Source organism: Listeria sp. Marseille-Q6474 (genome assembly GCF_946902005.1).
Lineage (GTDB): Bacteria > Bacillota > Bacilli > Lactobacillales > Listeriaceae > Listeria > Listeria innocua.
In genome coordinates this window covers 327,242-353,217 of sequence record NZ_CAMPPS010000001.1, presented here as the reverse complement: position 1 = coordinate 353,217, position 25,976 = coordinate 327,242, and the positions used below count along the sequence as shown (strand labels likewise).

The following is a 25,976-nucleotide window of genomic DNA, read 5'->3' as shown; positions in this document are numbered from 1 at the left end:
AATTTAATAAAAGTGGGGGAATAAAAATGTCTAAATTAACTAAAATTCAAGAAACACTTGGCAAGGAAAAGATAGAAGCGGTTCTTGTTACAAGTGAATTTAATAGAAGGTATGTCTCAGGTTTCACTGGAACTAGTGGTGTAGCACTCATTTTGCCTGAAAAAGCATATTTTGTAACAGATTTCAGATATACAGAACAAGCGGCTAAACAAGCTGAGGGATACGAAATTGTTAAACATGAAGGACCGATTTTTGATACAGTAGAAGATTTGCTAATTAAAAATGATACAAAAACGCTACATTTCGAAGCGGATTATGTAACGGTATCAGAATTTAAACAAATGGAACGCGTGTTTAATCGTCAATTAATTCCTCTTACTGGATTTTTTGAAGAAATGCGTAAAGTAAAAACAGCGAGCGAATTGAAAGCTATTCGGACGGCTTGTGACATTGCAGATGCTGCATTTGCGCATATTATTAAGTTCATTAAACCAGGAATGGCAGAAATTGAAGTATCCAATGAACTAGAATTCTTTATGAGACGTGCTGGAGCTACATCATCTTCGTTTGATACAATTGTTGCTTCGGGTGTTCGCTCTGCACTTCCGCATGGTGTTGCTTCTGATAAAAAAATTGAGGTTGGCGACTTTGTAACGATGGATTATGGTTGTTACTATGACGGTTATTGCTCTGATATGACAAGAACAATTGCTGTCGGTGAACCTGCTGAAAAATTAAAAGAAATTTATCAAATTACTTTAGATGCGCAATTAAAAGTAATCGATAGCTTAAAACCAGGTATGACTGGAATTGAAGCAGATGCCATTGCACGTGATTATATTGCTTCCTTTGGTTATGGCGATGCATTTGGACATTCATTAGGCCACGGGATTGGATTAGAAATTCACGAAGGACCTAATTTATCATTCAAAAGCCCTCAAAAATTGGAAGTTGGTCACGTTGTTACAGATGAACCAGGAATTTATTTGCCAGGAATCGGCGGGGTTAGAATTGAAGACGATCTTTTAATTACTGAAACTGGTAATGAGATTTTAATTCATTCACCAAAAGAATTAATTATTTTATAAAATTCCTTTGTAACTTTGTGTGTTTTATGGTTAAATAAGGAAGAATGAGCAGTTTTAATATGCTCCAAATAAAGATACTTTGCAAATTACAGGAGGAAAAACATGATTTCAGTAAATGACTTTAAAACAGGGTTAACAATAGAAGTAGATAATGGTATTTGGCGTGTGCTAGATTTCCAACATGTAAAACCCGGAAAAGGAGCAGCATTCGTTCGTTCCAAATTACGTAATCTTCGTACAGGTGCAATCCAAGAAAAAACATTCCGTGGTGGCGAAAAAGTTGCAAAAGCACAAATTGATAATCGTAAAATGGCTTACTTATACGCTGATGGTACAAATCATGTATTCATGGATAATGAGTCTTATGAACAAATTGAGCTTCCAGAAGACCAAATTGCTCATGAGCTTAAATTCTTAAAAGAAAATATGGAAATTAATATTATCATGTATCAAGGCGAAACAATTGGTATTGATTTACCTAATACAGTAGAATTAGTTGTTACTGCAACTGATCCTGGAATTAAAGGTGATACTTCTTCAGGTGGTTCTAAACCAGCCACTCTTGAAACTGGTCTTGTTGTCCAAGTGCCATTTTTCGTTAATGAAGGAGATAAACTAGTAATTAATACAACCGAAGCGGCATATGTTTCTCGGGCGTAAGAAAGAAGAGTTCATTACAGCTGGAGTTAATTCTTCAGCTGTTTTTTCTATTTGCTAGCGCTTCCTGTACACCTTTTGAATAAAAAGTATGGTACAATAAGGACAATGCGTGATTCATGCAATTTTTTATTTTTAGTATTATTAAGGAGTGTAAATGGAATGTTATCAATAGATGAAATTAAACAGCTAATTGAGCTGATTGACGAGTCAACTCTAGATGAATTTGAGTTAGAAACAAAGGATAGTAAGATTTTGCTTAAGAAGAATAAAACAGTGGTTTCTGCGCCTCAAGTAGAAGTACCTGTTGCTGTAACACCAGCGCCAGTTCAAGCACAAGCAACTGAACAAGCGGCGGCACCTCAAGCGGAAACAACTACGTCTGATGCAGGGTTAGAAGTTATCACCTCTCCTATGGTTGGTACTTTTTATGCATCTGCTTCACCAGAAGATGCGAATTTCGTTAGTGTTGGTTCTAAAGTATCCGCACAATCTGTCGTATGTATTGTAGAAGCAATGAAATTATTCAATGAAATCACTGCTGACATTGACGGAGAAATCGCAGAAATTCTTGTTTCAAGTGGCGAATTAGTCGAATTTGGACAACCACTATTCAAAGTTAGAAAAAAATAAGGGGTCGAAAAACATGATTAAAAAAGTACTGGTAGCGAACCGTGGAGAAATCGCTGTCCGTATCATTCGCGCTGCAAAAGAACTTGGAGTGGAGACAGTGGCGATTTATTCGGAAGCAGATAAAGAAGCGCTACATATTCAGCTAGCGGATGAAGCTTATTGTGTAGGTCCCGCGGCAACAAAAGATAGTTATTTAAATATGTCTAATATTATTAGTCTTGCTGTTTTAACAAACTGTGATGCTATTCATCCTGGTTACGGATTCTTGGCTGAAAATGCTGACTTCGCTGAGTTGTGCGAAGACTGCAACATCACTTTTATTGGGCCAAGTGCCTCTGCAATTTCACAAATGGGGACAAAAGATGTGGCTCGCGAAACAATGCGAAAAGCTGGTGTACCAATCGTACCTGGTTCACAAGGAATTGTCGCTGATGTAGAAGATGGCAAAAAAATCGCTAAAAAAATCGGTTATCCTGTAATCATCAAAGCAACTGCTGGTGGTGGAGGTAAAGGTATTCGTGTAGCAGAAAACGAAGAAAAACTAATTTCTGGTATTCAAACTACACAACAAGAAGCCGAAGCAGCTTTCGGAGATCCTGGCGTTTATTTAGAAAAATACATTCAAGATTTCCGCCATGTAGAAATCCAAGTGCTTGCCGATAATCATGGTAACGTTATTCATTTAGGAGAACGTGATTGCAGTATTCAACGTCGCTTACAAAAGCTAATTGAAGAATCACCTTCACCAGCTATCGATGAAAAGACACGCCAAAAAATGGGTAAAGCTGCTGTCAAAGCTGCAAAAGCCGTGAATTATTCGGGTGCAGGAACGATCGAATTTATTTTTGATCATCACGAAAATAATTTTTACTTTATGGAAATGAATACTCGTATCCAAGTAGAACATCCTGTAACAGAGCTTGTTACTGGTATTGATTTAGTAAAACAACAATTTTTAGTGGCTTCAGGTGAAGAACTGAAAATCAAACAAGCCGATGTTAAATTAACTGGTTGGGCGATGGAATGTCGGATTAATGCTGAAAATCCTGAGAAAAACTTTATGCCAGCACCAGGAGAAATTAAATTTTATCTTCCACCAGGTGGCTTAGGCGTTCGAATTGACTCAGCAGCATATCCAAACTACAAAATCCCGCCATTTTATGATTCAATGATTGCAAAAGTAATCTGTTATGCAGAAACACGTGAAGAAGTTGTTCAAAAAATGAAACGGGCACTTTCGGAGTTTGCTATTGATGGCATTCCTTCCACAATACCGTTCCATTTACGTGTGTTAGATAACGATGTATTCCTGTCAGGAGACTTTAATACAAAATTCTTGGAGCAAAATGATGTAATGAATCTTTCTAAGGAGGGCTAAAAATGGCTTACACAAAAGATTTAAGAAAACAAAATGATGCACCACTTGGTAAAATAGAAATTGCGCCAGAAGTTATTGGTGTAATTGCTGGTCTTGCTGCGAGTGAAATCGAAAATGTTGCGTATATGCAAGGTGGCTTTGCTACAGAAATGCGCGAAAAATTCAGTGGCGCTGTTAACTACCGTAAAGGTGTTAAGGTAGAGCTAACTGAAGAAGGTATTCTAATCGAACTTTATTGTTCTGTACTATTCGGTGCAACTATTCCACTTGTTGCTCAAAATATTCAAGATGCTGTCCGAGATACTATTTTCAATATGACAGGCTTGAATGTTCTTGAAATCAACGTGCATATCGTTGGCGTACAATTTGAAAAAACAGAAACACTTTCCTTCGATGATTTTGAGCTTTAAAATTCAAGGAAAAAAAGGAGCAGCCTTAACATGAAAAGAAGAGAAGCGCGCGAGAAAGCACTTCAAGCATTATTCCAAATCGAATTAAACGAAATGTCGTTAGATCAAGCCATTAAAAACATCATGGAAGACGAACAAGACGATTATATGGAGCAATTAGTTGAAGGAGTTATGGCAAATAAAGCTGAAATAGATGCAATTATTGAGCCTAACTTGGATAATTGGCGCATCGATCGTTTGAACAAAGTAGATCTTTCTTTGCTACGACTAAGCGTTTACGAAATTAAGTACTTGGATGACGTACCAAATCGAGTTAGTTTAAATGAGTCCATAGAAATTGCGAAAATTTACAGCGATGAAAAATCAAGTAAATTTATTAATGGCGTACTTGCTAATATTGCACCTGAAGATAAATAAACTTGATTGAGTGCAAGGTTTTCCTTGCACTCCCTTATTTCGCGATTTTTAAGCATAATAGCGTGGAAAGTATTTTAAGGGGGCCAAACTCATGGGAGAAATTATTGATGGCAAAAAGTTAGCCAAAGAAATCCAAGAGAAAGTAACATCAGAAGTAGCTGAATTAGTAAAACAAGGTAAAAAACCGGGTCTTGCAGTTGTGCTCGTAGGAGATAACCAAGCCTCTCGTACATATGTTAGAAATAAACAAAAACGTACTGAAGAAGCAGGAATGAAATCTGTTTTAATTGAACTTCCTGAAACAGTAACAGAAGAAAAATTACTAAAAGTAGTAGAAGAGTTAAACGAAGATAATACAATTCATGGTATATTGGTACAATTACCTTTACCAAAACATATTTCAGAAGAAAAAGTCATTGATGCTATTAGTTTTGACAAAGACGTTGACGGTTTCCACCCAGTGAATGTAGGTAACTTATTCATTGGTAAAGATTCTTTCGTTCCGTGCACACCTGCAGGAATCATTGAGTTAATTAAATCAACCGGCACTCAAATAGAAGGCAAACGAGCAGTCGTTATTGGCAGAAGTAATATTGTAGGTAAGCCAGTAGCACAATTATTATTAAATGAAAATGCTACAGTAACAATAGCTCATAGCCGTACAAAAGATTTACCTCAAGTGGCAAAAGAAGCCGATATTCTAGTTGTTGCAACAGGATTAGCTAAATTTGTTAAAAAAGAATACATTAAGCCAGGCGCAATTGTTATTGATGTTGGTATGGACCGCGATGAAAACAATAAATTATGTGGCGATGTAGATTTTGATGATGTTAAAGAGCAAGCAGGATTCATCACTCCAGTTCCAGGAGGCGTTGGGCCAATGACAATTACCATGCTTCTTGCTAATACATTAAAAGCTGCAAAACGCATTTGGAAGATGAATTGATTAATTGGATGTGAAATGATGGAACAAGATAAATATTTAACGGTAGCCGCAATAACCAAATATATTGAAAAGAAATTTGAAGTTGATCCGTATATGAAACAAGTATTCGTGCGCGGAGAAATTTCTAATTTAAAACAACCAGCGAGTGGACATCTGTATTTTACGGTGAAAGATGAATTTGCTATGCTTCGTTCTGTCATGTTTCAAAAAGCAGTTCAAAAGATTGGTTTTGTTCCAGAAGATGGTATGAATGTACTTATCACGGGGCGAATTGGCGTTTTCACAAAAGCTGGACGTTATCAGTTTTATGCCGAACATATGGAACCAGATGGCGTCGGTGCACTATATATTCAATTAGAACAGCTGAAATCACAATTAGAAAAGGAAGGACTTTTTGCGGAAGCGCATAAAAAAGTGCTTCCTTCTTTCCCGTCCAAAGTTGCGGTAGTTACATCTAAAACAGGTGCTGCTGTAAGGGATATTTTAACAACGATTCATCGTAGAATGCCCTCGGTGGAAGTAATCGTGTACCCTACAGTCGTTCAAGGTGATAAGGCAGCACAGCGAATAGTAGAAAACATTGGTCGAATCAATCAGCGAAATGATATTGATGTGATGATTATCGGTCGTGGTGGTGGCTCTCTCGAAGAACTATGGGCTTTTAATGAAGAGCCAGTTGTTCGAGCAGTTTATGATTCTGATGTACCTGTAATATCTGCTGTAGGACATGAAACAGACTTTGCCCTCAGTGATTTTTCAGCAGACGTTCGAGCAGCGACACCAACCGCAGCAGCTGAACTAGCGGTTCCAGATTATCGCGATCTAGAAGAAAGACTTGCAGAACGTAAATATCGCTTATTAGCAGTTACAAGGCAGTTGTTAGAACGTAAAGAAAGAACACTTGAGCAACTAAAACAACATTTAATCTTAAATGGGCCAAAACATCAATTAGAACAGCAAATGGAACGTACAGATTATTTTGCTGAACGACTAAAAAATGCGTTTTCCAAGCAAATATTGCTAAAACAAACTACTTTTAACCGACTAAATGATCGCTTACACTATTATCATCCTAAGAAAGAAATAGCCTTACAAAAAGAGCAAATAACATTACGCAAGCAAGCGCTAGATAAAGCAATGAAACAACAACTTAAAGATAAACAACAAGCTTTTATTAGACAAGTCGAGGCTTTAGAACATTTAAGCCCGCTCGCTTTATTGAAACGTGGTTTTGGTGTAACGTATAAAGCAGGAGAGTTAGTTAAAACCGTTCAAGAATTGGAAATTGGCGATAATATTCAAGTGAAAATGCAAGGTGGACACATAGACGCACATATTACCGCAAAGGAGGAAGATACAAGTGGCAACTAAAAAGAAAACTTTTGAAGAAGCAATCGCAGAACTAGAAACAATCGTAGAAGCGCTCGAAAACGGTAGTGCCTCACTTGAAGATTCTCTTGATATGTATCAAAAAGGAATCGAATTAACGAAATTATGCCAAGATAAATTGCAATCAGCTGAGCAAAGAATGGCTAAAGTAGTCACAGAAGCAGGAGAAGAAATTCCTTTTGAAGCGGATGGTGAATAAATTTGCAAGATTTGACACTTTTTCTAGATCATTATAAAAAAGTACTTGATGAGTCGCTTTTTAAAGAAATAAATATGCGCAATATCGAACCTAAGTTGAAAGAATCAATGTTATATTCAGTACAAGCTGGCGGAAAACGAATTCGTCCAATGCTTGTTTTTGCAACACTTCAAGCCTTAAATATTGAGCCAATGCGCGGTTTAAAAACAGCTACGGCACTTGAAATGATTCATACGTATAGCTTGATTCACGATGATTTACCAGCAATGGATGATGATGACTATCGACGCGGGAAATGGACGAACCATAAAATATACGGTGATGCAACAGCCATTTTAGCAGGAGATGCTTTGTTAACACTTGCTTTTTCTATTCTAGCAGAAGATGAAAACCTATCCTTCGAAACGCGTATTGCGTTAATTAATCAAATTAGTTATAGCAGTGGGGCAGAAGGCATGGTAGGCGGGCAACAAGCCGATATGGAAGCTGAAAATAAACAAGTCACATTAGAAGAACTAGCATCTATCCACGCTCGTAAAACTGGTGAACTATTAATTTTCGCAGTAACTTCAGCCGCAAAAATCGCCGAAGCAACTCCAGAACAAACAAAACGGTTACGAATTTTTGCAGAAAATATCGGCATTGGTTTTCAAATTAGCGACGATATTTTAGATGTAATTGGCGATGAAACAAAAATGGGTAAAAAGACAGGGGTCGACGCTTTTCTGAATAAAAGTACCTATCCCGGATTACTCACGCTTGAAGGTGCTAAACGGGCATTAAATGAGCATGTTTCAATTGCAAAGTCAGCGCTTTCAGGACATGATTTCGACGATGAAATTCTCCTTAAACTTGCTGATTTAATCGCACTTAGAGAAAATTAATCATAATTATCTAGTAATTTCAAAAATTTTTCACATATATAATTCAAATTGATTTGCTTTTCTTAAAATACCGTGTTATACTAATGTAAGATTATTTTTGTGGGTGAAAGATACGATTGTGAACAACTTTCCATCTCGTGCCGTTAAGCAAGAATAGTAAATAATTAGTGTGCATAACACACGAGGAGGAACATGAACATGGAACAAGGTACAGTAAAATGGTTTAACGCAGAAAAAGGATTTGGTTTTATCGAACGCGAAAACGGTGACGATGTATTCGTACATTTCAGCGCTATCCAAGGCGACGGATTCAAATCTTTAGACGAAGGTCAAGCAGTAACTTTCGACGTTGAAGAAGGCCAACGCGGACCTCAAGCAGCTAACGTTCAAAAAGCGTAATTCTATTTTTTGAATAAGAAAAAGCAAATCATTTCGGTGATTTGCTTTTTTATTTGCCTAAAATCACCTTTCCTTGTTTGGTATAACTAGAATTATTTGCTATAATAAGAACAATTAATCGAGAAAAAAGACTTTGCACGTATTCATGCGTGGACTCTTTGGAAAGTGAGTTGTTTTTATTTGGATCTTTTAAAAATAAAGGATCCTTCCTTTATGAAACAATTGGATATACAAGAATTAGAAGCACTTGCGGCGGATATTCGCGCTTTTTTAATTACTTCTACTTCCAAATCAGGGGGGCATATTGGTCCTAATCTTGGTGTGGTAGAACTAACGATTGCGCTGCATTACACTTTTAATAGTCCAAATGATAAATTTATTTGGGATGTGGGCCACCAGTCTTATGTGCACAAAATCCTAACTGGAAGGGCAAATCAATTTGGTACTTTACGTCAACACGGCGGACTAGATGGATTTCCAAAACGAAAAGAATCTATTCATGATGTATTTGAAACTGGCCACAGCTCGACTTCCTTGTCTGCTGCAGCCGGTATGGTTATTGCTAGAGATATAAAAAAAGAAGACTTTTATGTTATTCCGATAATCGGTGACGGGGCGCTCACTGGTGGGATGGCATTTGAAGCCTTGAATCATATAGGAGACATGGGAAAAGATATGATCGTTATTTTAAATGATAATGATATGTCCATTGCGCCTAATGTAGGAGCACTCCACAATGTCCTTGGAAAATTAAGAACGTCGAATACATTTCAACAAACAAAAACAAATATAGATAAATTAATGCGAAAAATTCCAACTGCCGGTGAAAAGTTAGCTGACACTGCTGAAAAAGCAAAAGACGGCATAAAACATTTGCTTGTAGAGGGTACTTTTTTTGAAGAATTAGGTTTTATGTATCTAGGACCGATTGATGGGCATAATTTAGAAGATGTTATTACCAACTTAGAAATAGCTAAGCGGACTAAAGGGCCTGTACTCCTCCATATCATCACGAAAAAAGGAAAAGGGTACCAACCTGCCGAATTAGACTCCCGTGGCACCTGGCATGGTACAGGGCCATATAAAGTCGAAACAGGGAGCTTCATTAAGCCTGCTAAGACTGTCGCCTCATGGAGTTCTGTTATTAGTAATGAATTAATGCGTCTAGCAGCGAATGATGAACGTATCGTTGCCATAACTCCTGCCATGCCTGTAGGTTCAAAATTAGAAAAATTTGCTAAAGCTTTTCCAGAACGTTTTTTTGATGTTGGAATTGCAGAGCAACATGCAACAACAATGGCGGCTGGTTTAGCAACGCAAGGAATGAAGCCTTTTCTAGCTATTTATTCGACATTTCTACAAAGAGCTTATGACCAGTTGGTTCATGATGTTTGTCGGCAAAAATTAAATGTCGTTTTCGGGATTGATCGTGCTGGCCTTGTTGGAGCAGACGGTGAAACACATCAAGGTATTTTTGATATTTCTTTTCTAAATAGTATTCCAAATATGATTATCACGATGCCGAAAGATGAAGAAGAAGCTAGACAATTAATGGGCACTGCTTTTGCTTATGATGATGGGCCTTTTGCAATTCGTTACCCACGTGGAAATGGACCGGGTAAAGAGCTTTCTGAATCTAGTAAGCTTATACCAATTGGCGAATGGGAAACGATTATTCAGCCTGTTGATGCTGTTATTTTAACTTTTGGACCAACACTCGAACAGGCACTTAAAGCAGCTGAACAATTAGAGAATCAAGGTCAGCGTGTTGGTGTCATTAATGCACGTTTTATTAAACCGCTAGATGAAGCTTTATTACACCGAATTTTTAAGCAAAAAATCCCTATTTTAACAGTAGAAGAATCATTATTAAAAGGCGGATTTGGCGCAAGTGTGTTAGAATTTATGGAAGAAAATAATTATACGGATGTTACTATCCATCGTATTGGGTTGCCAGATGAATTCATTGGTCACGGTTCTGTCCCGCTAATTCTTGAATCCTATGGTATATCTCCAACTGGTATTGTATTAAAAATAAATGAAATGCTCGCACAAAGCGAGTAAGTTAAGGGCGAAGAAACTATGACAATAAAAAAAGAACGCGCAGATATTCTGCTAGTAGAACAAGGACTATTTGAAACAAGAGAAAAAGCAAAGCGTGCCATTATGGCTGGAATTGTTTACCGTAAAGAAGAACGTGTCGACAAACCTGGAGAAAAAATTCCGGCAGATAGCGAACTGCAAGTCAAAGGAAAACAAATGCCTTACGTGAGTCGTGGTGGCTTGAAATTAGAAAAAGCATTACAAGTATTTGATTTTGATGTAAAAGATAAACTAATGCTTGATATTGGAGCTTCTACTGGTGGTTTTACAGACTGTGCTTTGCAAAATGGGGCACGACATTCGTATGCGCTTGATGTTGGCTATAATCAACTTGCATGGAAATTACGTAATGATGAACGAGTTACAGTCATGGAGCGGACTAACTTTCGCCATGTGACGCCAGCTGATTTTACGGAAGGCTTAGCGGAATTCGCAACGATTGATGTTTCCTTTATTTCACTCAAACTTATTTTACCTGTACTTAGAACTGTGCTCGTAACAGGCGGCGATGTGATGACTTTAATCAAACCACAATTTGAAGCAGGGCGTGAACAGGTGGGTAAAAAAGGAATAATTCGCGATCCGGCTGTACATGAAGCTGTCGTTGAAAACATTGCTCTATTTGCGCTTGATAATGGTTATGACTTGATGGGGCTTGATTTTTCACCAATAACTGGTGGAGAAGGAAACATTGAATTTATCGCGCATCTTAAATGGACTGGCAAAGAAACTGGTGAAAATCATTTAGAGCCAGCTGCAATTACAAAACTTATTACAAAAGCACATACTAAATTAGATAAATAATGTATACCGGAAAGCAGTGATGTTTTCCGGTTTTTGCTTTTACTATGCTGTTTATACTCATTTAAGCATGTATTTTCAATGTATAGAGTATTAAACTAGACTTTATTGCATAATTTTGCATTAATTCCGTGACTTTATGCGTTTTTTCGGATAAGATGTAAGTAGAAAATTATCGTGAGGTGAAGAAGGAATGAATAAAGGTCATCGTCATATTATTATTCGAGAATTGATTACATCTAATGAGATTGACACGCAAGAAGATTTAGTAGAACTTCTGTTAGAACGCGATGTTAAAGTAACCCAAGCAACCGTTTCCCGTGATATTAAAGAACTTCATCTAGTCAAAGTTCCAACACAAACTGGTGGCTATAAATATAGTCTCCCTGCCGATAATAGCTTTAACCCCCATCAAAAATTAAAACGCGCTTTAATTGATTGCTTTATTGGTATCGATACAGTGCAATTTATGATTATTTTAAAAGTAATGCCAGGTAATGGGAACTCTGTTGGTGCGCTAATAGATAACTTAGACTGGCCAGAAAAAGCAGGAACACTTTGCGGAGATGACACTTGTTTAATCATTTGTCGCTCAGAAGAAAATGCAAAAACATTAACAGATCGTTTTATAGATATGCTTTAAAAATTGTTGGAGGTGAAGGATTTTGCTTCAAGAAATGACAATTAAAAACTTTGCTATCATCGAATCACTCTCTTTAACTTTTCAAGAAGGGATGACGGTATTAACTGGGGAGACCGGCGCAGGTAAATCAATTATTATTGATGCGCTTGGTCTTCTTGTTGGCGGACGGGGATCGACTGATTTTATTCGCCACGGTGAGGAACGTTTGGAACTGCAAGGCTTATTTGCCCTAGCAGAAGATAATCTTGCCTGCCGTAATGCACTTTTGGAAAATGGAATAGATGCTTCGGATGATATGGTCGTTTTGGAACGTAGCTTATTTCGCTCCGGTAAAAATAGTTGCCGTATTAACGGAAAACTAGTAACTACGGTGTTGCTACGTCAAATCGGTTCTAAATTGATAGATATTCATAGTCAACATGAACACCAAGAATTAATGAATGAAGAATTTCATTTATCGCTACTAGATAGGTTTGCTGCTGATAAAATTAAACCCGCTTTAACGAAATATCAAACTAATTTTAAAGAGTACCAAACTATTTTGAGAGAATGGCAAAATTGGACGAAAAATGAGCGAGAACTTGCACAGCGGCTCGATATGCTTCGTTTTCAACAACAAGAAATCGAAAATGCAAATTTGCAAGCTGGAGAAGAAGATCGTTTATTAGAACAAAAAAATGTTTTAGCCAATTTTGAAAAGTTAAATGAAAACTTGCAAGGAGCGTATACGGCTATCCAAGGAGAACCGGGCGGACTTGAATTTATTGGAGAAGCAATGCGCCAGATGGAAGCCGCTGCGAGTATTCATACTGATTATAAAGCAGTTAGTGAAGCAATATCATCCAGTTACTATATGCTTGAAGACAGTATGAGCCAAATTAGACAATCGCTTGATCAGCTTGAATTCCAACCAGAAGAACTGAATCAAATTGAATCACGCTTGAATGATTTAAATCAACTGAAACGTAAATACGGTAAAACCATTGAAGATATTATTCAGTATGAAAAAGAAATTAGTACTGAAATGGAAAAACTGACGGATAGTGAGTCCCACGTTGGGCATTTAGAAACTAAAATGGCAACATTAAAAACAGAACTCACAAAACAAGCAAGTACACTCACTGACATCCGCAAAAAAGCAGCAACCACGTTAGAAAAACAAATTAAACAAGAATTAAATCAACTATATATGGAAAAAGCTATTTTCAGTGTTCACTTTGAGTCTGACAAAACAGAATTAACGGAATCAGGCCAAGACAGTGTCGTCTTCTATATGTCGACCAATCCAGGTGAGCCGCTAAAACCACTTGCGAAAATCGCTTCTGGCGGTGAGTTATCACGAATGATGTTAGCGTTAAAAACTATTTTTTCAAGACATCAAGGCATTACATCTATCATTTTTGATGAAGTGGATACGGGTGTAAGCGGACGTGTCGGCCAAGCGATTGCTGAAAAAATTTATGCAGTCTCTGTTGGTTCACAAGTTCTTTGTATCAGTCATTTGCCTCAAGTAGCTGCAATGGCCAATCACCATTACTACATCACAAAAAAAGTGCAAAATAAACGGACAACTACTTCCGTCACAATTTTAAAAGGCGAGCAAAAAGTAGAAGAAATCAGTCGTATGATTGCTGGGATAGAAGTGACTGAACTAACAAAACAACACGCGAAAGAAATGATTCAACAAGCTGAAAAAGTAAAACAAACCTATTAAAAAAACGAAATTGCTTGCATATCGAATAGTTTTTGCTTAAAATGAATAAGGTAGAAATTATTACCTGGTCATAAAAACAACTACTAATTCGAAATGCGGCTTTTTTGTGCGATAAAGGAGTTATTTTTTATGACAAGCAAAAGATTTTTCAAAGAAGTGGCAGAAACGAGTTCGCTGGTTTTTGCAGTAGCTGGAGCAGATGATGAAGTCGTTTTAGAAACCATCCGTATAGCGCTGGATCAAGGTTTAGGCAAGTTTCTTTTATTTGGAAAAAAAGAAGATCGAAGCTTAACGGCAAACGACAGCGTCACTTGGATTCAAGCGAATACAGCAGAAGAGGCAGCACAAGGCGCGATTTTAGCTGTGAAAAATAAAGAAGCAGATATATTGGTCAAAGGATTTATTCCGACAGCTACTTTAATGCATCATGTCTTAAAAAAGGAAAATGAGTTGCGGACAGGGCAATTATTAAGCCAAATTGCTATTTTCGATATTCCGACATACCACAAGCCTTTATTATTAACAGATTGTGCGATGAATGTTGCTCCAAAAACAAATGAAAAAATAGCAATTACAGAAAATGCGCTAAATGTTGCTCAGAAAATCGGTCTAACAAATCCAAAAGTGGCTTTACTTAGTGCAGTGGAAGAAGTTACCGAAAAAATGCCTTCCACGGTCGAAGCGAATGAAGTAGCAAACCATTTCAAAGAGAACGTAGATATTGCTGGTCCACTTGCACTTGATGTAGCTATTTCAAAAGAGGCAGCACAGCATAAAGGGATTAAAAATAATGCTGCAGGCGATGCGGATATTTTAATTGCTCCTAATATTGAAACCGGAAATGCCCTTTATAAATCGCTCGTATACTTTGCGGGAGCTAGAGTTGGTAGTGCTATTGTCGGAGCAAAAGTACCGATTGTTATATCTTCCAGAAATGATACACCAGAAAATAAATTAGCTTCATTTATCCTAACTGTTAGAATGGTTGGAAAATAATGAAATAATGTGAATAGACGGACTTTAATGATATGAATGCAAAGGCTTTTATTTGATTACGCCCTACGTGTTACAATAGTCCTTGGGAAAATGATAACCTACAGCATTTTTCACAATTAAATTTGGAGGAAATCAAATGTCTTATGATGTTTTGACAATAAATCCTGGTTCCACTTCTACAAAACTCGCCGTTTATCATGGCGATAAAGTACTTTTTGAAGAAACAGTCAGACACACAATGCAAGAATTCGCCGACTTTAACAATGTACAGGAACAATTTGATTTTAGATGGCAAGTTTTGCGACGAGTGATTGATGCGTTTGGTTATGATGTAAATAAATTAGATGCAGTAGTTGGACGAGGTGGTTTGCTTCGACCAGTTGCTGGCGGTACATATATGGTTACTGAAAAAATGTTAGCGGATTTAAAAGACAACAAGTACGGTGAGCATGCTTCTAACCTTGGTGCTATGCTTGCTAAAAAATTAGCAGATAAGCTCGGAATACCAAGTTTTATCGTTGATCCCGTTGTAGTAGACGAAATGCAACCAGTAGCTAGATTCTCTGGAAATGAACTTATTGCTAGAAAAAGTATTTTTCACGCATTGAACCATAAGGCGGCTGGGCGAAAAATTGCTAAAGAGCTAGGTTCGGAATATGAGAAAATGAATTTTGTTATCGCGCATCTTGGTGGAGGTATTTCCGTTGCATCACACAGACAAGGGAAAGCAGTGGATGTAAATAATGCACTAGATGGCGATGGTCCTTTTAGCCCTGAACGATCTGGTTCGCTCCCAATGAATGATTTTTTAGAAGCTTGTTTTAGTGGCAATTGGACGAAACGTGAACTACACGAGCTAATCGTCGGTCGTGGCGGGATGATTTCTTATCTAGGAACAAATAGTATGTTAGATGTAGAAAATAAAGTTCAAGCTGGTGATGAGGATGCCATCAAAGCTTTTGATGCGATGGCTTACCAAGTTAGTAAAGAAATAGGCGCATGTTCCGTCGTTTTACATGGCAAAATTGATGCTATTATTTTAACTGGTGGACTTGCTAGAAGTGAACTATTTACAAGTAAAATTATCGAGCAAACAAACTGGATAACCAGAGTAATTATAGAACCTGGAGAAGATGAATTAGAAGCTCTAAACAGTGGTGTACAACGTGTTCTCGCTGGAATTGAAAAAGAAAAAGTGTACTAAAGGAGGAGATAATGTGGCAACAGAATATGATGTAGTTATTCTTGGTGGGGGAACAGGCGGATACGTTGCAGCGATCCAAGCCGCAAAGAACGGACAAAAAGTAGCCGTGGTTGAAAAAGGAAAAGTTGGTGGAACATGTCTTCACCGAGGCTGTATTCCAACAAAAGCTTTATTACGTTCAGCTGAAGTATTGCAAACGGTTAAAAAAGCAAGCGAATTTGGAATTTCGGTAGAAGGAACTGCCGGAATAAACTTTTTACAAGCCCAAGAGAGGAAACAACAAATAGTAGACCAATTAGAAAAAGGGATTCACCAATTATTTAAACAAGGCAAAATCGACTTATTTGCTGGCACGGGAACTATTTTAGGACCTTCCATCTTTTCACCAACAGCCGGAACAGTTTCAGTTGAATTTGAAGATGGTTCAGAAAATGAAATGCTAATTCCTAAAAACCTAATTATTGCAACTGGTTCAAAACCTCGCACATTAAATGGTTTAACAATTGATGAGGAAAATGTATTATCTTCTGACGGTGCACTTAATTTAGAAACTTTACCAAAATCGATTATTATCGTTGGTGGTGGAGTTATCGGAATGGAATGGGCTTCGATGATGCATGATTTTGGCGTAGAAGTTACTGTGCTAGAATATGCGGACCGAATTTTGCCAACAGAAGATAAAGAAGTAGCGAAAGAATTAGCAAGACTTTATAAAAAGAAAAAACTAACAATGCATACATCTGCTGAAGTTCAAGCAGCTAGTTATAAAAAAACAGATTCCGGTGTGGAAATCAAAGCAGTCATTAAAGGCGAAGAGCAGACCTTCACAGCAGATAAAATTCTTGTTTCAGTTGGTCGTTCTGCCAATACAGAAAATATCGGATTACAAAACACGGATATTGCGACCGAAAACGGCTTTATCCAAGTAAATGATTTTTACCAAACAAAAGAAAGTCATATTTACGCGATTGGTGACTGTATTCCGACAATTCAACTTGCGCATGTAGCAATGGAAGAAGGGACAATTGCAGCCAATCACATTGCTGGTAAAGAAACTGAAAAACTCGATTATGACTTAGTTCCGCGCTGTATTTATACTTCTACTGAGATCGCAAGTGTTGGTATTACAGAAGAACAAGCAAAAGAACGTGGTCATGACGTTAAAAAAGGCAAATTCTTCTTCCGTGGCATTGGAAAAGCGCTTGTTTACGGAGAATCTGATGGCTTTATTAAGATTATTGCAGATAAAAAGACAGATGATATTCTTGGTGTTAGCATGATTGGACCGCATGTGACGGACATGATTAGCGAAGCCGCTTTAGCACAAGTTTTAAATGCAACGCCTTGGGAAGTGGGAAACACAATTCACCCACACCCAACTTTATCAGAAAGTTTTAGAGAAGCTGCCCTTGCTGTGGATGGTAATGCAATTCATGGTTAATACAGCTTTAAAGGAGGAACAAAAATGACTTTAAAAGAAGCAGGTTTAACAGAAGATAAATTAATTAAAATGTATGAAACAATGTTAATGGCAAGAAGACTTGATGAGCGTATGTGGTTGCTTAACCGTTCTGGGAAAATTCCTTTTACCATTTCTGGACAAGGACAAGAAACAGCACAAATCGGCGCTGCATTTGCTTTTGATTTAGATAAGGACTATGCCTTGCCGTATTACCGTGATTTAGCAGTCGTATTAGCATTTGGAATGACAGCAAAAGATATTATGTTGTCTGCCTTTGCTAAAGCGGAAGATCCAAACTCGGGCGGACGTCAAATGCCAGCTCACTTTGGTCAAAAATCTAATCGCATTGTTACTCAAAGTTCTCCTGTAACAACTCAATTTCCACATGCAGCCGGTATTGGTCTTGCTGCCAAAATGGCTGGAGATGACATTGCAATTTATGCGTCAACAGGCGAAGGATCTTCTAACCAAGGAGACTTCCATGAAGGAATCAACTTTGCATCTGTACATAAGTTGCCAGTTGTTTTCGTTATTCATAATAACCAATATGCAATTTCTGTACCTGCATCAAAACAATATGCAGCAGAAAAACTATCTGACCGGGCACTTGGTTACGGTATCCCTGGTGAGCGCGTAGATGGCTCGAATATGGGAGAAGTATATGCTGCCTTTAAACGTGCGGCAGATCGTGCAAGAAATGGCGAGGGACCAACATTAATCGAAACAGTTTCTTACCGCTTCACACCACACTCCTCAGATGATGATGATAGCAGTTATCGTTCAAGAGAAGAAGTCGACGAAGCAAAAGGAAAAGATCCGCTGAAAATTTTCCAAACAGAATTACTTGAAGAAGGTTATTTAACAGAAGAAAAAATTGCTGAAATCGAAAAAAGTATTGCTAAAGAAGTTAATGAAGCGACCGATTACGCGGAAAGTGCAGCATACGCTGAACCAGAATCATCTCTACTTTATGTATACGATGAAGAAGCGAATAGCTGATTAGGAGGGAATTTGAATGCCAGTCATTTCATATATTGATGCAATAACAATGGCGCTTAAAGAAGAAATGGAGCGCGATGATAAAGTATTTATTTTAGGAGAAGATGTAGGGAAAAAAGGTGGCGTTTTTAAAGCGACTGCTGGTTTATATGATGAGTTCGGTGAAGACCGAGTTCTTGATACACCACTTGCTGAATCCGCGATTGCCGGAGTTGGAATTGGAGCAGCGATGTATGGATACCGTCCAGTTGCAGAAATGCAGTTTGCTGACTTTATTATGCCAGCTGTGAACCAAATTATTTCAGAAGCTTCCAGAATTCGTTACCGTTCTAATAACGATTGGTCTTGCCCAATGGTTATTCGCGCACCTTTTGGCGGCGGGGTACACGGAGCACTTTATCATTCACAATCAGTCGAAAAAGTGTTTTTTGGACAACCTGGTTTAAAAATTGTCGTACCATCTTCCCCGTACGATGCAAAAGGACTTTTAAAAGCAGCGATTCGCGACAACGATCCAGTGCTTTTCTTTGAACATAAACGTGCCTATCGTTTACTAAAAGGTGAAGTACCTGAAACGGATTATATTGTTCCTATTGGTGAAGCAAATGTGGTACGTGAAGGCGATGATATCACGGTCATTACTTATGGTCTTGCTGTTCAATTCGCCCAACAAGCAGCAGAACGGTTAGCTGCAGAAGGCGTAGAAGCGCACATTCTTGATTTGCGCACAATTTATCCATTAGACCAAGAAGCTATTATTGAAGCAACAAAGAAAACTGGTAAAGTACTTCTTGTAACAGAAGACAATAAACAAGGAAGTATCATTAGTGAAGTAGCTGCAATTATTTCTGAGCATTGTCTATTTGACCTAGATGCACCGATTGCACGACTTGCAGGACCAGATACTCCAGCGATGCCATTTGCGCCAACGATGGAAAAACACTTTATGATTAATCCAGATAAAGTTGCTGATGCAATGAAAGAATTAGCGGAATTTTAGACCCGTTTTAAATTAAAGGAGTGAAGACCCGTGGCAGTTGAAAAAATCACCATGCCCAAATTAGGGGAAAGTGTAACAGAAGGTACGATTAGTTCATGGTTAGTTAAACCAGGCGATACAGTTGAAAAATATGATGCTATCGCAGAAGTACTTACTGACAAAGTAACAGCAGAAATCCCATCTTCTTTTAGCGGGACAATTAAAGAAATTTTAGCAGAAGAAGACGAAACGCTTGAAGTGGGCGAGGTTATTTGTACAATTGAAACCGCAGATGCAGGAAGTTCTGAGCCTGCTGAAGAAGTAGAACAAACAGAAACAAAAGCTCCAGAAAAACAAGAAACAAAACAAGTGAAACTAGCAGAAGCACCAGCTAGTGGAAGATTTTCTCCAGCCGTACTACGAATTGCTGGTGAAAACAATATTGATTTATCCACTGTAGAAGGCACAGGTAAAGGTGGTCGAATTACAAGAAAAGACTTACTTCAAGTAATCGAAAATGGACCAGTAGCTACTAAAACAGAGGAACCAACAAACAGAGCACAAGAAAAAGCACCAACTCCTGCTCCTGTTCGTTCCGCAGCTGGCGATAAAGAAATCCCAATCAATGGCGTAAGAAAAGCCATTGCTAAACATATGAGCGTGAGCAAACAAGAAATTCCGCACGCATGGATGATGGTGGAAGTAGATGCAACTGGACTTGTTCGTTACCGTAATGCAGTAAAAGATAGCTTTAAAAAAGAAGAAGGTTATTCATTAACTTATTTCGCCTTTTTCATCAAAGCCGTTGCACAAGCATTGAAAGAATTCCCGCAACTTAACAGCACGTGGGCAGGCGACAAAATCATCGAGCACGCGAATATCAATATTTCGATTGCGATTGCAGCTGGTGATTTATTGTACGTTCCAGTTATTAAAAATGCAGACGAAAAATCCATTAAAGGCATTGCTCGCGAAATAAGCGAACTTGCCGGAAAAGCACGTAATGGTAAACTGAGCCAAGCTGATATGGAAGGTGGCACTTTCACTGTGAATAGTACTGGTTCATTTGGCTCTGTTCAATCAATGGGCATTATTAATCATCCACAAGCAGCTATTCTTCAAGTGGAATCGATTGTTAAACGTCCTGTCATTATTGACGATATGATTGCTGTACGAGATATGGTGAACCTATGTCTATCCATCGATCACCGTATTTTAGACGGCCTACTAGCAGGTAAATTCTTACAAGCAATTAAATCCAATGTTGAAAAGATTTCCAAAGAAAATACAGCATTGTATTAAAAATGTTTTAATCTAGGTTTATCGGGTATTGTTTAGTACATCTAGATCCATACCCCTAAACTCCCTAGATGTCTTGGGTAGTACTTTCGGGTGCTGCTCTTTTTTTGAGGAAAAAAATAAAAAAGCCTGAACCAAATTGGCTCAGACCTCGGATGTCTATAAAAACATTAATAACCCGGTTAAAACGCTGGATAATACAATCGCGATTAACATTAAAATAACGACAACGCGAACTACTTTTTTATTAGTCATTGCGGAAGAAAACTCCTCTCATAAAGCATTTCAGATATATCCATCTTACTTATAATTACAGTAAATTTCAAGTGGTTTATTTATTTTTTTAAGCAAAAAGGAAGAATGTAGGTGAAAACAAGATGATAGCTAATGTAAAAAAATATTTTACAGAATTAATTCAAATCCCATCTGTTTCTGGGAAAGAAAAAGCAGTGTTAACTTACATAAAAAAACAAATAACAAAATTAAATATTCCCTACAGTTTAGATGAAGATAACGGATTAATTGCGCGAATTCCCGCAACAGCTGTGAAATTCCCGACCATTTTCTTTTGTGGCCACGTTGATACGCATCCAAATGCAGCTTCACCAGAATTTCAAGTAGAAGATGGCATATTTACTTCTCTAAATGGGACTTCTTTAGGGGCGGATGATAAAGCAGCAGTTGCAGCCATGTTAGCGGCAATGGATTATTTTAGTACAGAAGAAACGCCTCATGGAGAAATTGAATTCATTTTTACTACTAAAGAAGAACTGGGCATGATTGGGATGCGTTTATTTCCAGAAGAAAAAATAACAGCAGCGTATGGTTATTGTCTCGATGCTCCTGGAGAAGTTGGGAATTATCAATTACAAGCGAATACATTAGTTGCAGTTGATTTCACGATTGCAAGCCCTGATGCGACCCAGATGTCACCCATATCAGTAGCGAGAATGGCGCTTCATGCAACGAGACCAGGCCGGATTGACCGCGAGAACAGATGGGAAATCCAGTCGTTTTCTGGTGGAGTAAATGATGAAAATCAACAAGATGCACAATTAGAAGTTCTGTTCAAATCTGCTGCTAGTTTTAGGAAGGCATTACCTCATATCCAAACAATCAGAGAACGTTTTAATCAAACCTGTGAGAAATATGGTGCTACATTAGCAGAAGATACAAGACTTATTTACGAAGGCTACAAAATCCACCAGCAACATCCACTTATGAATATTTTTCAAAAAGCAGCTAAAAAACAAGCTTTAAAGACTAGCGAGATCTTTTTAGAAGGTGGTACTGATGCCAACGTGCTTAATGAAAAAGGCGTGCCTACAATGCTCTTATCGGCCGGTTATGAACATGCCCATTCAGAAAAAGAAACTATTTCCGTAGAGCAGTTAGAAAAACTGACACAACTCGTCATTGACTTAGCTGAATCGGCAAAAAATGAGAAAATTCTACTGAGAAAGCTAAATTAATAAAAAAAAGTCAAATAATTCGGATTGATTCATTGTCCAAGAAGCAATTCTTTGATATAGTAAATGATGTTGATACTTTTATGTGTCATGTTGAAGTAAGACAGATTTTTCTGCCTTAATAAACCGGAAAGGAAGAAGTGCAAAATGGCAAAACAAGAAATTGGCGTTATAGGAATGGGCGTTATGGGTCGTAACTTGGCTCTAAACATTGAAAGCCGCGGTCATACAGTATCTATCTTTAACCGTTCTACTGAAAAAACGAAAGCGGTTATGGAAGAAAATGCGGACAAAAAATTAGTACCAACTTATAGTTTAGAGGAATTTGTCGAATCTCTTGAAGTGCCTCGCCGTATCCTTATTATGGTAAAAGCTGGCGATGCTACAGATATGATGATTGAAGCAGTTAAACCTTTCTTAAACGAAGGTGATATTTTAATTGATGGCGGTAATGCTTTCTTTAAAGATACAATTCGGCGTAATAAAGAACTAAGTGAAGAAGGCTTTAACTTCATCGGAACTGGCGTATCAGGCGGAGAAGAAGGCGCGCTTAAAGGTCCTTCTATCATGCCAGGTGGTCAACGCAAGGCATATGATCTTGTAGCTCCTATCTTACGTGAAATTGCTGCAGTAGCAGACGGAGAACCATGTGTGACTTATATTGGTCCAGATGGTGCCGGACATTACGTTAAAATGGTGCATAATGGTATCGAATACGGAGATATGCAATTAATCGCAGAAGCTTACACTATTTTGAAAGAAATCGGTGGATTAAGCCATGATGAACTTGCTGACGTATTTGAAGAATGGAATAACGGAGAATTAGATAGCTATTTAATCGAAATCACTAAAAACATTCTAAAAGTAAAAGACGAAGAAACAGGCAAACCAATTGTCGATGTTATTCTTGATAAAGCTGGACAAAAAGGAACTGGTAAATGGACTAGCCAAAGCGCACTTGACTTAGGTGTTCCACTTTCCTTAATTACTGAATCTGTATTTGCTCGTTACATCTCTGCACTGAAAGATGAACGCGTTTATGCAAGTACTGTTTTATCTGGTCCATCTAATTATCGTTTTGAAGGCGACAAAAAAGCATTTGTTGAATCTGTTCGCCGTGCACTTTATTTCAGCAAAATCGCATCTTATGCACAAGGTTTTGCACAAATGAGAGCAGCTAGTGAAGAGAACGATTGGGACCTACAATACGGCGAAATTGCGAAAATTTTCCGCGCTGGTTGTATTATCCGTGCTCGTTTCTTACAAAAAATTACTGATGCATATAATAAAGATAAAAATCTTAAAAACTTACTATTAGATCCATATTTCAAAGATATTGCGCATAACTACCAAGGCGACCTTCGTACTGTAGTAGCAGAAGCTGTCAAAGCTGGTATTCCAGTACCAACCTTCACTGCAGCAATCAGCTATTACGATAGCTATCGTTCTGAAGTATTATCTGCAAATCTAATTCAAGCTCAACGCGACTACTTTGGTGCTCATACGTATGAAAGAGTTGACAAACCAGGCGTATTCCATACAGAATGGCCACAAGTAGAAGATTGATTTAAAATTAAGCATCCACTTTCACGAGTGGATGTTTTTTTATGAGATTTAAATTAGTAAATAATGGTAAAGTGCTAAAAAATACAGGAAATATCTATTTATACGCTATTATTAGTTGTTTTTGAGCCAAAGTTCGTTACAATAGTAATAGGAATATAGTGTAATGATCGAAAGAGAGGGTTAGGCCAAATGAATAGAATATTAATCGTAGAAGATGAAAAAAACTTAGCACGCTTTATTGAACTAGAATTACAACACGAAAATTATGAAACTGCTGTTGCTAATGATGGACGTGCTGGGCTAGAACTCGCACTAAATGAAGAATGGGATGCTATTTTACTAGACTTAATGTTACCACATTTAAACGGGGTAGAAGTTTGTCGTCGTGTACGCCAAGTGAAACAAACACCCATCATTATGATAACTGCGCGAGACTCTGTGATTGATCGCGTATCTGGACTTGACCACGGAGCAGATGATTATATCGTTAAGCCATTTGCAATTGAAGAACTACTTGCACGTCTACGTTCGCTGTTACGCCGAGTAGAAAATGCAGAACAATCTGCTAAACAAACAACGCTACAATACCGCAACTTAATCGTTGAAAAAGAAAATCGGATTGTAAAACGCGATGAAGAAATTATCGATTTAACAAAACGCGAGTATGAACTACTACTTACTTTAATGGAAAATGTCAATATTGTTCTTACTCGGGAAGTATTACTTAACAAAGTATGGGGTTATGAAACAGAAGTAGAAACGAATGTAGTAGATGTATATGTTCGTTACTTGCGAAATAAAATTGATCATCCTGACGAAGAAAGTTACATCCAAACAGTTCGCGGGACTGGGTATGTGATGCGTACATGACAACTAGCCCATTCTCCTTAAAAAGTCGTTCTTTGAAATTTAAATGGACTTTTGGAGCTAGTGCAGCGATTTTTCTAACATTTTTCTTATTTTCCTATGCGATTTACCAAGGGATTGGGCAAATGTTGCTAAATGAAGAAGAACCGGAAGTAAAAGAACTGCTTCTAGCAACTACAAGTACGTTAACAAACCAAGATTTAACGGACAATGAGGAAATTAAATATTTATTTAATAACGATAAAACCGTTAATCGTAAATTACAAGATCAAGTGATTAATCTATATGATAAAGATGGTCATTTTATTAATAAGTATTATTTTTCCAGAAACCAAGATATTACGAGTATCGATTTTTCGCAGTATTTTGTTAGTGGCACGGATAAATTTATTATGAATAAGCCAACCATTGAAGGGCAGAAAATGATGACTGCACAAATGCCAATTGTGGCAGATGATAATACGACAGTGATCGGTTATGCGCAAGTGGTAAATCCGCTAACTTCCTATAATCGGATGATGGACCGGCTTCTAGTAACAATGATTTTGCTTGGAGCAGTAGCGCTCTTTATTAGTGGAATGCTCGGTTACTTACTAGCACAGAACTTCTTAAATCCACTCACTCGGTTAGCACGTACTATGAATGATATTCGTAAAAATGGTTTTCAAAAACGAATCGAAACGAAAACGAATTCCAGAGATGAAATTGGCGAATTGACAGTTGTTTTTAACGATATGATGACGCGAATTGAAACTAGTTTTGAACAGCAAAAACAATTCGTTGAAGATGCTTCTCATGAACTGCGGACACCAGTTCAAATCATGGAAGGGCACTTAAAATTACTAACTCGGTGGGGGAAAGACGACCCGGCAGTACTGGATGAATCGTTAAATGCTTCGTTAACGGAATTAGAACGGATGAAAAAATTAGTACAAGAAATGCTCGATTTATCAAGAGCAGAACAGATTTCTCAAACGAAAGAATTACAAATTACCGATGTAAACGCAACAGTTGAGCAAGTGAGACGTAATTTTGAAGTAATGTATGAGAACTTTACGTTTACTTTAAAAGAAGATGATACGGATTTACGAGCGCTTATTCAACATAATCATTTAGAACAAATCTTAATTATTATTATGGATAACGCAGTGAAATATTCGGGTGATGGCACTGAGGTGGATATGCATGTCTATAAAGAACAAAAGCAAATCCATATTGATGTGCGTGATTACGGAGAAGGCATCTCACAAGAAGAAATTGATAAGATCTTTAATCGTTTCTATCGTGTAGATAAAGCCAGAAGCCGTGAAAAAGGTGGTAATGGCCTCGGACTTGCGATTGCTAAACAATTAGTCGAAGGATATTTAGGAACGATTAATGCAGTTAGTGAGCCGGATAAAGGTACTACTATAAAAATTACGCTTCCATACATTGAACCGAAATCCAAATAGAAAAACCGCAACCTTATAACGAG

25 protein-coding genes and 1 pseudogene are annotated in these 25,976 nt (G+C 37.7%); 25 read left to right on the top strand and 1 reads right to left on the bottom strand.

Going from position 1 to position 25,976, the window contains the following annotated elements:
• The first annotated feature begins 26 nt into the window (after window positions 1–26).
• The 21 genes and pseudogenes from OC533_RS01705 to OC533_RS01605 all read left to right on the top strand — a co-directional run bounded on the left by OC533_RS01705 (window position 27) and on the right by OC533_RS01605 (window position 20,603).
• Window positions 27–1,088, top strand: coding sequence for a M24 family metallopeptidase (locus OC533_RS01705; RefSeq protein ID WP_003766779.1), 1,062 nt, complete (start codon window positions 27–29; stop codon window positions 1,086–1,088).
• A 102-nt stretch (window positions 1,089–1,190) separates the two neighbouring features.
• Window positions 1,191–1,748 (top strand): elongation factor P, encoded by a 558-nt coding sequence (gene efp / locus OC533_RS01700; RefSeq protein ID WP_003722482.1) that lies wholly within the window; start codon window positions 1,191–1,193, stop codon window positions 1,746–1,748.
• A 159-nt stretch (window positions 1,749–1,907) separates the two neighbouring features.
• Window positions 1,908–2,378, top strand: coding sequence for an acetyl-CoA carboxylase biotin carboxyl carrier protein (gene accB / locus OC533_RS01695; protein WP_003762103.1), 471 nt, complete (start codon window positions 1,908–1,910; stop codon window positions 2,376–2,378).
• 13 nt (window positions 2,379–2,391) lie between these two features.
• On the top strand, window positions 2,392–3,756 hold the full coding sequence (accC, locus tag OC533_RS01690; protein ID WP_003762104.1) for an acetyl-CoA carboxylase biotin carboxylase subunit: 1,365 nt from the start codon (window positions 2,392–2,394) through the stop codon (window positions 3,754–3,756).
• 2 nt (window positions 3,757–3,758) lie between these two features.
• A complete protein-coding gene (locus OC533_RS01685; RefSeq protein ID WP_003722485.1) occupies window positions 3,759–4,166 on the top strand; it encodes an Asp23/Gls24 family envelope stress response protein in 408 nt (135 codons plus the stop codon).
• 30 nt (window positions 4,167–4,196) lie between these two features.
• Entirely contained in the window at window positions 4,197–4,583 is a 387-nt protein-coding gene (gene nusB / locus OC533_RS01680) for a transcription antitermination factor NusB (RefSeq protein WP_003762105.1), read from the top strand.
• A gap of 91 nt (window positions 4,584–4,674) precedes the next feature.
• Window positions 4,675–5,529: a bifunctional methylenetetrahydrofolate dehydrogenase/methenyltetrahydrofolate cyclohydrolase FolD gene (gene folD, locus OC533_RS01675; protein ID WP_003771725.1), complete on the top strand. Its 855-nt coding sequence runs from the start codon at window positions 4,675–4,677 to the stop codon at window positions 5,527–5,529.
• Between the two features lie 18 nt (window positions 5,530–5,547).
• The gene (gene xseA, locus OC533_RS01670; protein ID WP_194323430.1) at window positions 5,548–6,900 is read left to right on the top strand and encodes an exodeoxyribonuclease VII large subunit; all 1,353 of its coding nucleotides are present in this window, start codon (window positions 5,548–5,550) and stop codon (window positions 6,898–6,900) included.
• Window positions 6,890–7,117, top strand: coding sequence for an exodeoxyribonuclease VII small subunit (locus OC533_RS01665; protein ID WP_003762111.1), 228 nt, complete (start codon window positions 6,890–6,892; stop codon window positions 7,115–7,117). The genes xseA and OC533_RS01665 overlap by 11 nt, the downstream gene beginning before the upstream one ends.
• 2 nt (window positions 7,118–7,119) lie before the next feature.
• Window positions 7,120–8,001 carry a polyprenyl synthetase family protein gene (locus OC533_RS01660; protein WP_003771729.1) on the top strand — a complete coding sequence of 294 codons (882 nt, stop codon included), beginning with the start codon at window positions 7,120–7,122 and terminating at the stop codon, window positions 7,999–8,001.
• Between the two features lie 198 nt (window positions 8,002–8,199).
• The gene (locus OC533_RS01655) at window positions 8,200–8,400 is read left to right on the top strand and encodes a cold-shock protein (RefSeq protein ID WP_003719639.1); all 201 of its coding nucleotides are present in this window, start codon (window positions 8,200–8,202) and stop codon (window positions 8,398–8,400) included.
• A gap of 165 nt (window positions 8,401–8,565) precedes the next feature.
• Window positions 8,566–10,486, top strand: a pseudogene (gene dxs / locus OC533_RS01650) (1-deoxy-D-xylulose-5-phosphate synthase).
• On the top strand, window positions 10,483–11,307 hold the full coding sequence (locus tag OC533_RS01645) for a TlyA family RNA methyltransferase (protein ID WP_070753156.1): 825 nt from the start codon (window positions 10,483–10,485) through the stop codon (window positions 11,305–11,307). The pseudogene dxs and the gene OC533_RS01645 overlap by 4 nt, the downstream one beginning before the upstream one ends.
• A gap of 190 nt (window positions 11,308–11,497) precedes the next feature.
• Window positions 11,498–11,947, top strand: coding sequence for a transcriptional regulator AhrC/ArgR (gene ahrC, locus OC533_RS01640; RefSeq protein ID WP_003766793.1), 450 nt, complete (start codon window positions 11,498–11,500; stop codon window positions 11,945–11,947).
• A gap of 22 nt (window positions 11,948–11,969) precedes the next feature.
• Window positions 11,970–13,661, top strand: coding sequence for a DNA repair protein RecN (recN, locus tag OC533_RS01635; RefSeq protein WP_003766795.1), 1,692 nt, complete (start codon window positions 11,970–11,972; stop codon window positions 13,659–13,661).
• Window positions 13,662–13,790: 129 nt separating this feature from the next.
• A complete protein-coding gene (locus OC533_RS01630) occupies window positions 13,791–14,657 on the top strand; it encodes a phosphate acyltransferase (RefSeq protein WP_194323432.1) in 867 nt (288 codons plus the stop codon).
• 136 nt (window positions 14,658–14,793) lie between these two features.
• Window positions 14,794–15,861 carry a butyrate kinase gene (buk, locus tag OC533_RS01625; RefSeq protein ID WP_194323433.1) on the top strand — a complete coding sequence of 356 codons (1,068 nt, stop codon included), beginning with the start codon at window positions 14,794–14,796 and terminating at the stop codon, window positions 15,859–15,861.
• A 13-nt stretch (window positions 15,862–15,874) separates the two neighbouring features.
• On the top strand, window positions 15,875–17,302 hold the full coding sequence (gene lpdA / locus OC533_RS01620) for a dihydrolipoyl dehydrogenase (RefSeq protein ID WP_185484171.1): 1,428 nt from the start codon (window positions 15,875–15,877) through the stop codon (window positions 17,300–17,302).
• Between the two features lie 24 nt (window positions 17,303–17,326).
• On the top strand, window positions 17,327–18,322 hold the full coding sequence (locus OC533_RS01615; RefSeq protein ID WP_112119844.1) for a thiamine pyrophosphate-dependent dehydrogenase E1 component subunit alpha: 996 nt from the start codon (window positions 17,327–17,329) through the stop codon (window positions 18,320–18,322).
• A gap of 16 nt (window positions 18,323–18,338) precedes the next feature.
• Window positions 18,339–19,322, top strand: a complete 984-nt coding sequence (locus OC533_RS01610) for an alpha-ketoacid dehydrogenase subunit beta (protein WP_003729885.1) — start codon at window positions 18,339–18,341, stop codon at window positions 19,320–19,322.
• 30 nt (window positions 19,323–19,352) lie between these two features.
• Window positions 19,353–20,603, top strand: coding sequence for a dihydrolipoamide acetyltransferase family protein (locus OC533_RS01605; protein WP_045554147.1), 1,251 nt, complete (start codon window positions 19,353–19,355; stop codon window positions 20,601–20,603).
• 156 nt (window positions 20,604–20,759) lie between these two features.
• On the opposite strand, the gene prli42 is transcribed toward OC533_RS01605, so the two are convergent.
• Entirely contained in the window at window positions 20,760–20,855 is a 96-nt protein-coding gene (gene prli42, locus OC533_RS01600; RefSeq protein WP_087942097.1) for a stressosome-associated protein Prli42, read from the bottom strand.
• A gap of 122 nt (window positions 20,856–20,977) precedes the next feature.
• Between prli42 and OC533_RS01595 the strand changes: the two genes are divergently transcribed.
• The 4 genes from OC533_RS01595 to OC533_RS01580 all read left to right on the top strand — a co-directional run bounded on the left by OC533_RS01595 (window position 20,978) and on the right by OC533_RS01580 (window position 25,953).
• On the top strand, window positions 20,978–22,072 hold the full coding sequence (locus OC533_RS01595; RefSeq protein ID WP_185482101.1) for a M20/M25/M40 family metallo-hydrolase: 1,095 nt from the start codon (window positions 20,978–20,980) through the stop codon (window positions 22,070–22,072).
• Between the two features lie 144 nt (window positions 22,073–22,216).
• Window positions 22,217–23,635, top strand: a complete 1,419-nt coding sequence (gndA, locus tag OC533_RS01590) for an NADP-dependent phosphogluconate dehydrogenase (protein ID WP_003727468.1) — start codon at window positions 22,217–22,219, stop codon at window positions 23,633–23,635.
• A 189-nt stretch (window positions 23,636–23,824) separates the two neighbouring features.
• The gene (locus OC533_RS01585; RefSeq protein ID WP_003719652.1) at window positions 23,825–24,505 is read left to right on the top strand and encodes a response regulator transcription factor; all 681 of its coding nucleotides are present in this window, start codon (window positions 23,825–23,827) and stop codon (window positions 24,503–24,505) included.
• On the top strand, window positions 24,502–25,953 hold the full coding sequence (locus tag OC533_RS01580) for a HAMP domain-containing histidine kinase (protein ID WP_003771747.1): 1,452 nt from the start codon (window positions 24,502–24,504) through the stop codon (window positions 25,951–25,953). Before OC533_RS01585 ends, OC533_RS01580 begins: the two co-directional genes overlap by 4 nt.
• The last annotated feature ends 23 nt before the right edge of the window (window positions 25,954–25,976 follow it).

Coding starts and splice junctions, on each gene's coding strand:
- OC533_RS01705 (WP_003766779.1), top strand. CDS start 27: ATGTCTAAATTAACTAAAATTCAAGAAACACTTGGCAAGGAAAAGATA.
- efp (WP_003722482.1), top strand. CDS start 1,191: ATGATTTCAGTAAATGACTTTAAAACAGGGTTAACAATAGAAGTAGAT.
- accB (WP_003762103.1), top strand. CDS start 1,908: ATGTTATCAATAGATGAAATTAAACAGCTAATTGAGCTGATTGACGAG.
- accC (WP_003762104.1), top strand. CDS start 2,392: ATGATTAAAAAAGTACTGGTAGCGAACCGTGGAGAAATCGCTGTCCGT.
- OC533_RS01685 (WP_003722485.1), top strand. CDS start 3,759: ATGGCTTACACAAAAGATTTAAGAAAACAAAATGATGCACCACTTGGT.
- nusB (WP_003762105.1), top strand. CDS start 4,197: ATGAAAAGAAGAGAAGCGCGCGAGAAAGCACTTCAAGCATTATTCCAA.
- folD (WP_003771725.1), top strand. CDS start 4,675: ATGGGAGAAATTATTGATGGCAAAAAGTTAGCCAAAGAAATCCAAGAG.
- xseA (WP_194323430.1), top strand. CDS start 5,548: ATGGAACAAGATAAATATTTAACGGTAGCCGCAATAACCAAATATATT.
- OC533_RS01655 (WP_003719639.1), top strand. CDS start 8,200: ATGGAACAAGGTACAGTAAAATGGTTTAACGCAGAAAAAGGATTTGGT.
- OC533_RS01645 (WP_070753156.1), top strand. CDS start 10,483: ATGACAATAAAAAAAGAACGCGCAGATATTCTGCTAGTAGAACAAGGA.
- ahrC (WP_003766793.1), top strand. CDS start 11,498: ATGAATAAAGGTCATCGTCATATTATTATTCGAGAATTGATTACATCT.
- OC533_RS01630 (WP_194323432.1), top strand. CDS start 13,791: ATGACAAGCAAAAGATTTTTCAAAGAAGTGGCAGAAACGAGTTCGCTG.
- buk (WP_194323433.1), top strand. CDS start 14,794: ATGTCTTATGATGTTTTGACAATAAATCCTGGTTCCACTTCTACAAAA.
- OC533_RS01615 (WP_112119844.1), top strand. CDS start 17,327: ATGACTTTAAAAGAAGCAGGTTTAACAGAAGATAAATTAATTAAAATG.
- OC533_RS01610 (WP_003729885.1), top strand. CDS start 18,339: ATGCCAGTCATTTCATATATTGATGCAATAACAATGGCGCTTAAAGAA.
- prli42 (WP_087942097.1), bottom strand. CDS start 20,855: ATGACTAATAAAAAAGTAGTTCGCGTTGTCGTTATTTTAATGTTAATC.
- OC533_RS01595 (WP_185482101.1), top strand. CDS start 20,978: ATGATAGCTAATGTAAAAAAATATTTTACAGAATTAATTCAAATCCCA.
- gndA (WP_003727468.1), top strand. CDS start 22,217: ATGGCAAAACAAGAAATTGGCGTTATAGGAATGGGCGTTATGGGTCGT.
- OC533_RS01585 (WP_003719652.1), top strand. CDS start 23,825: ATGAATAGAATATTAATCGTAGAAGATGAAAAAAACTTAGCACGCTTT.
- OC533_RS01580 (WP_003771747.1), top strand. CDS start 24,502: ATGACAACTAGCCCATTCTCCTTAAAAAGTCGTTCTTTGAAATTTAAA.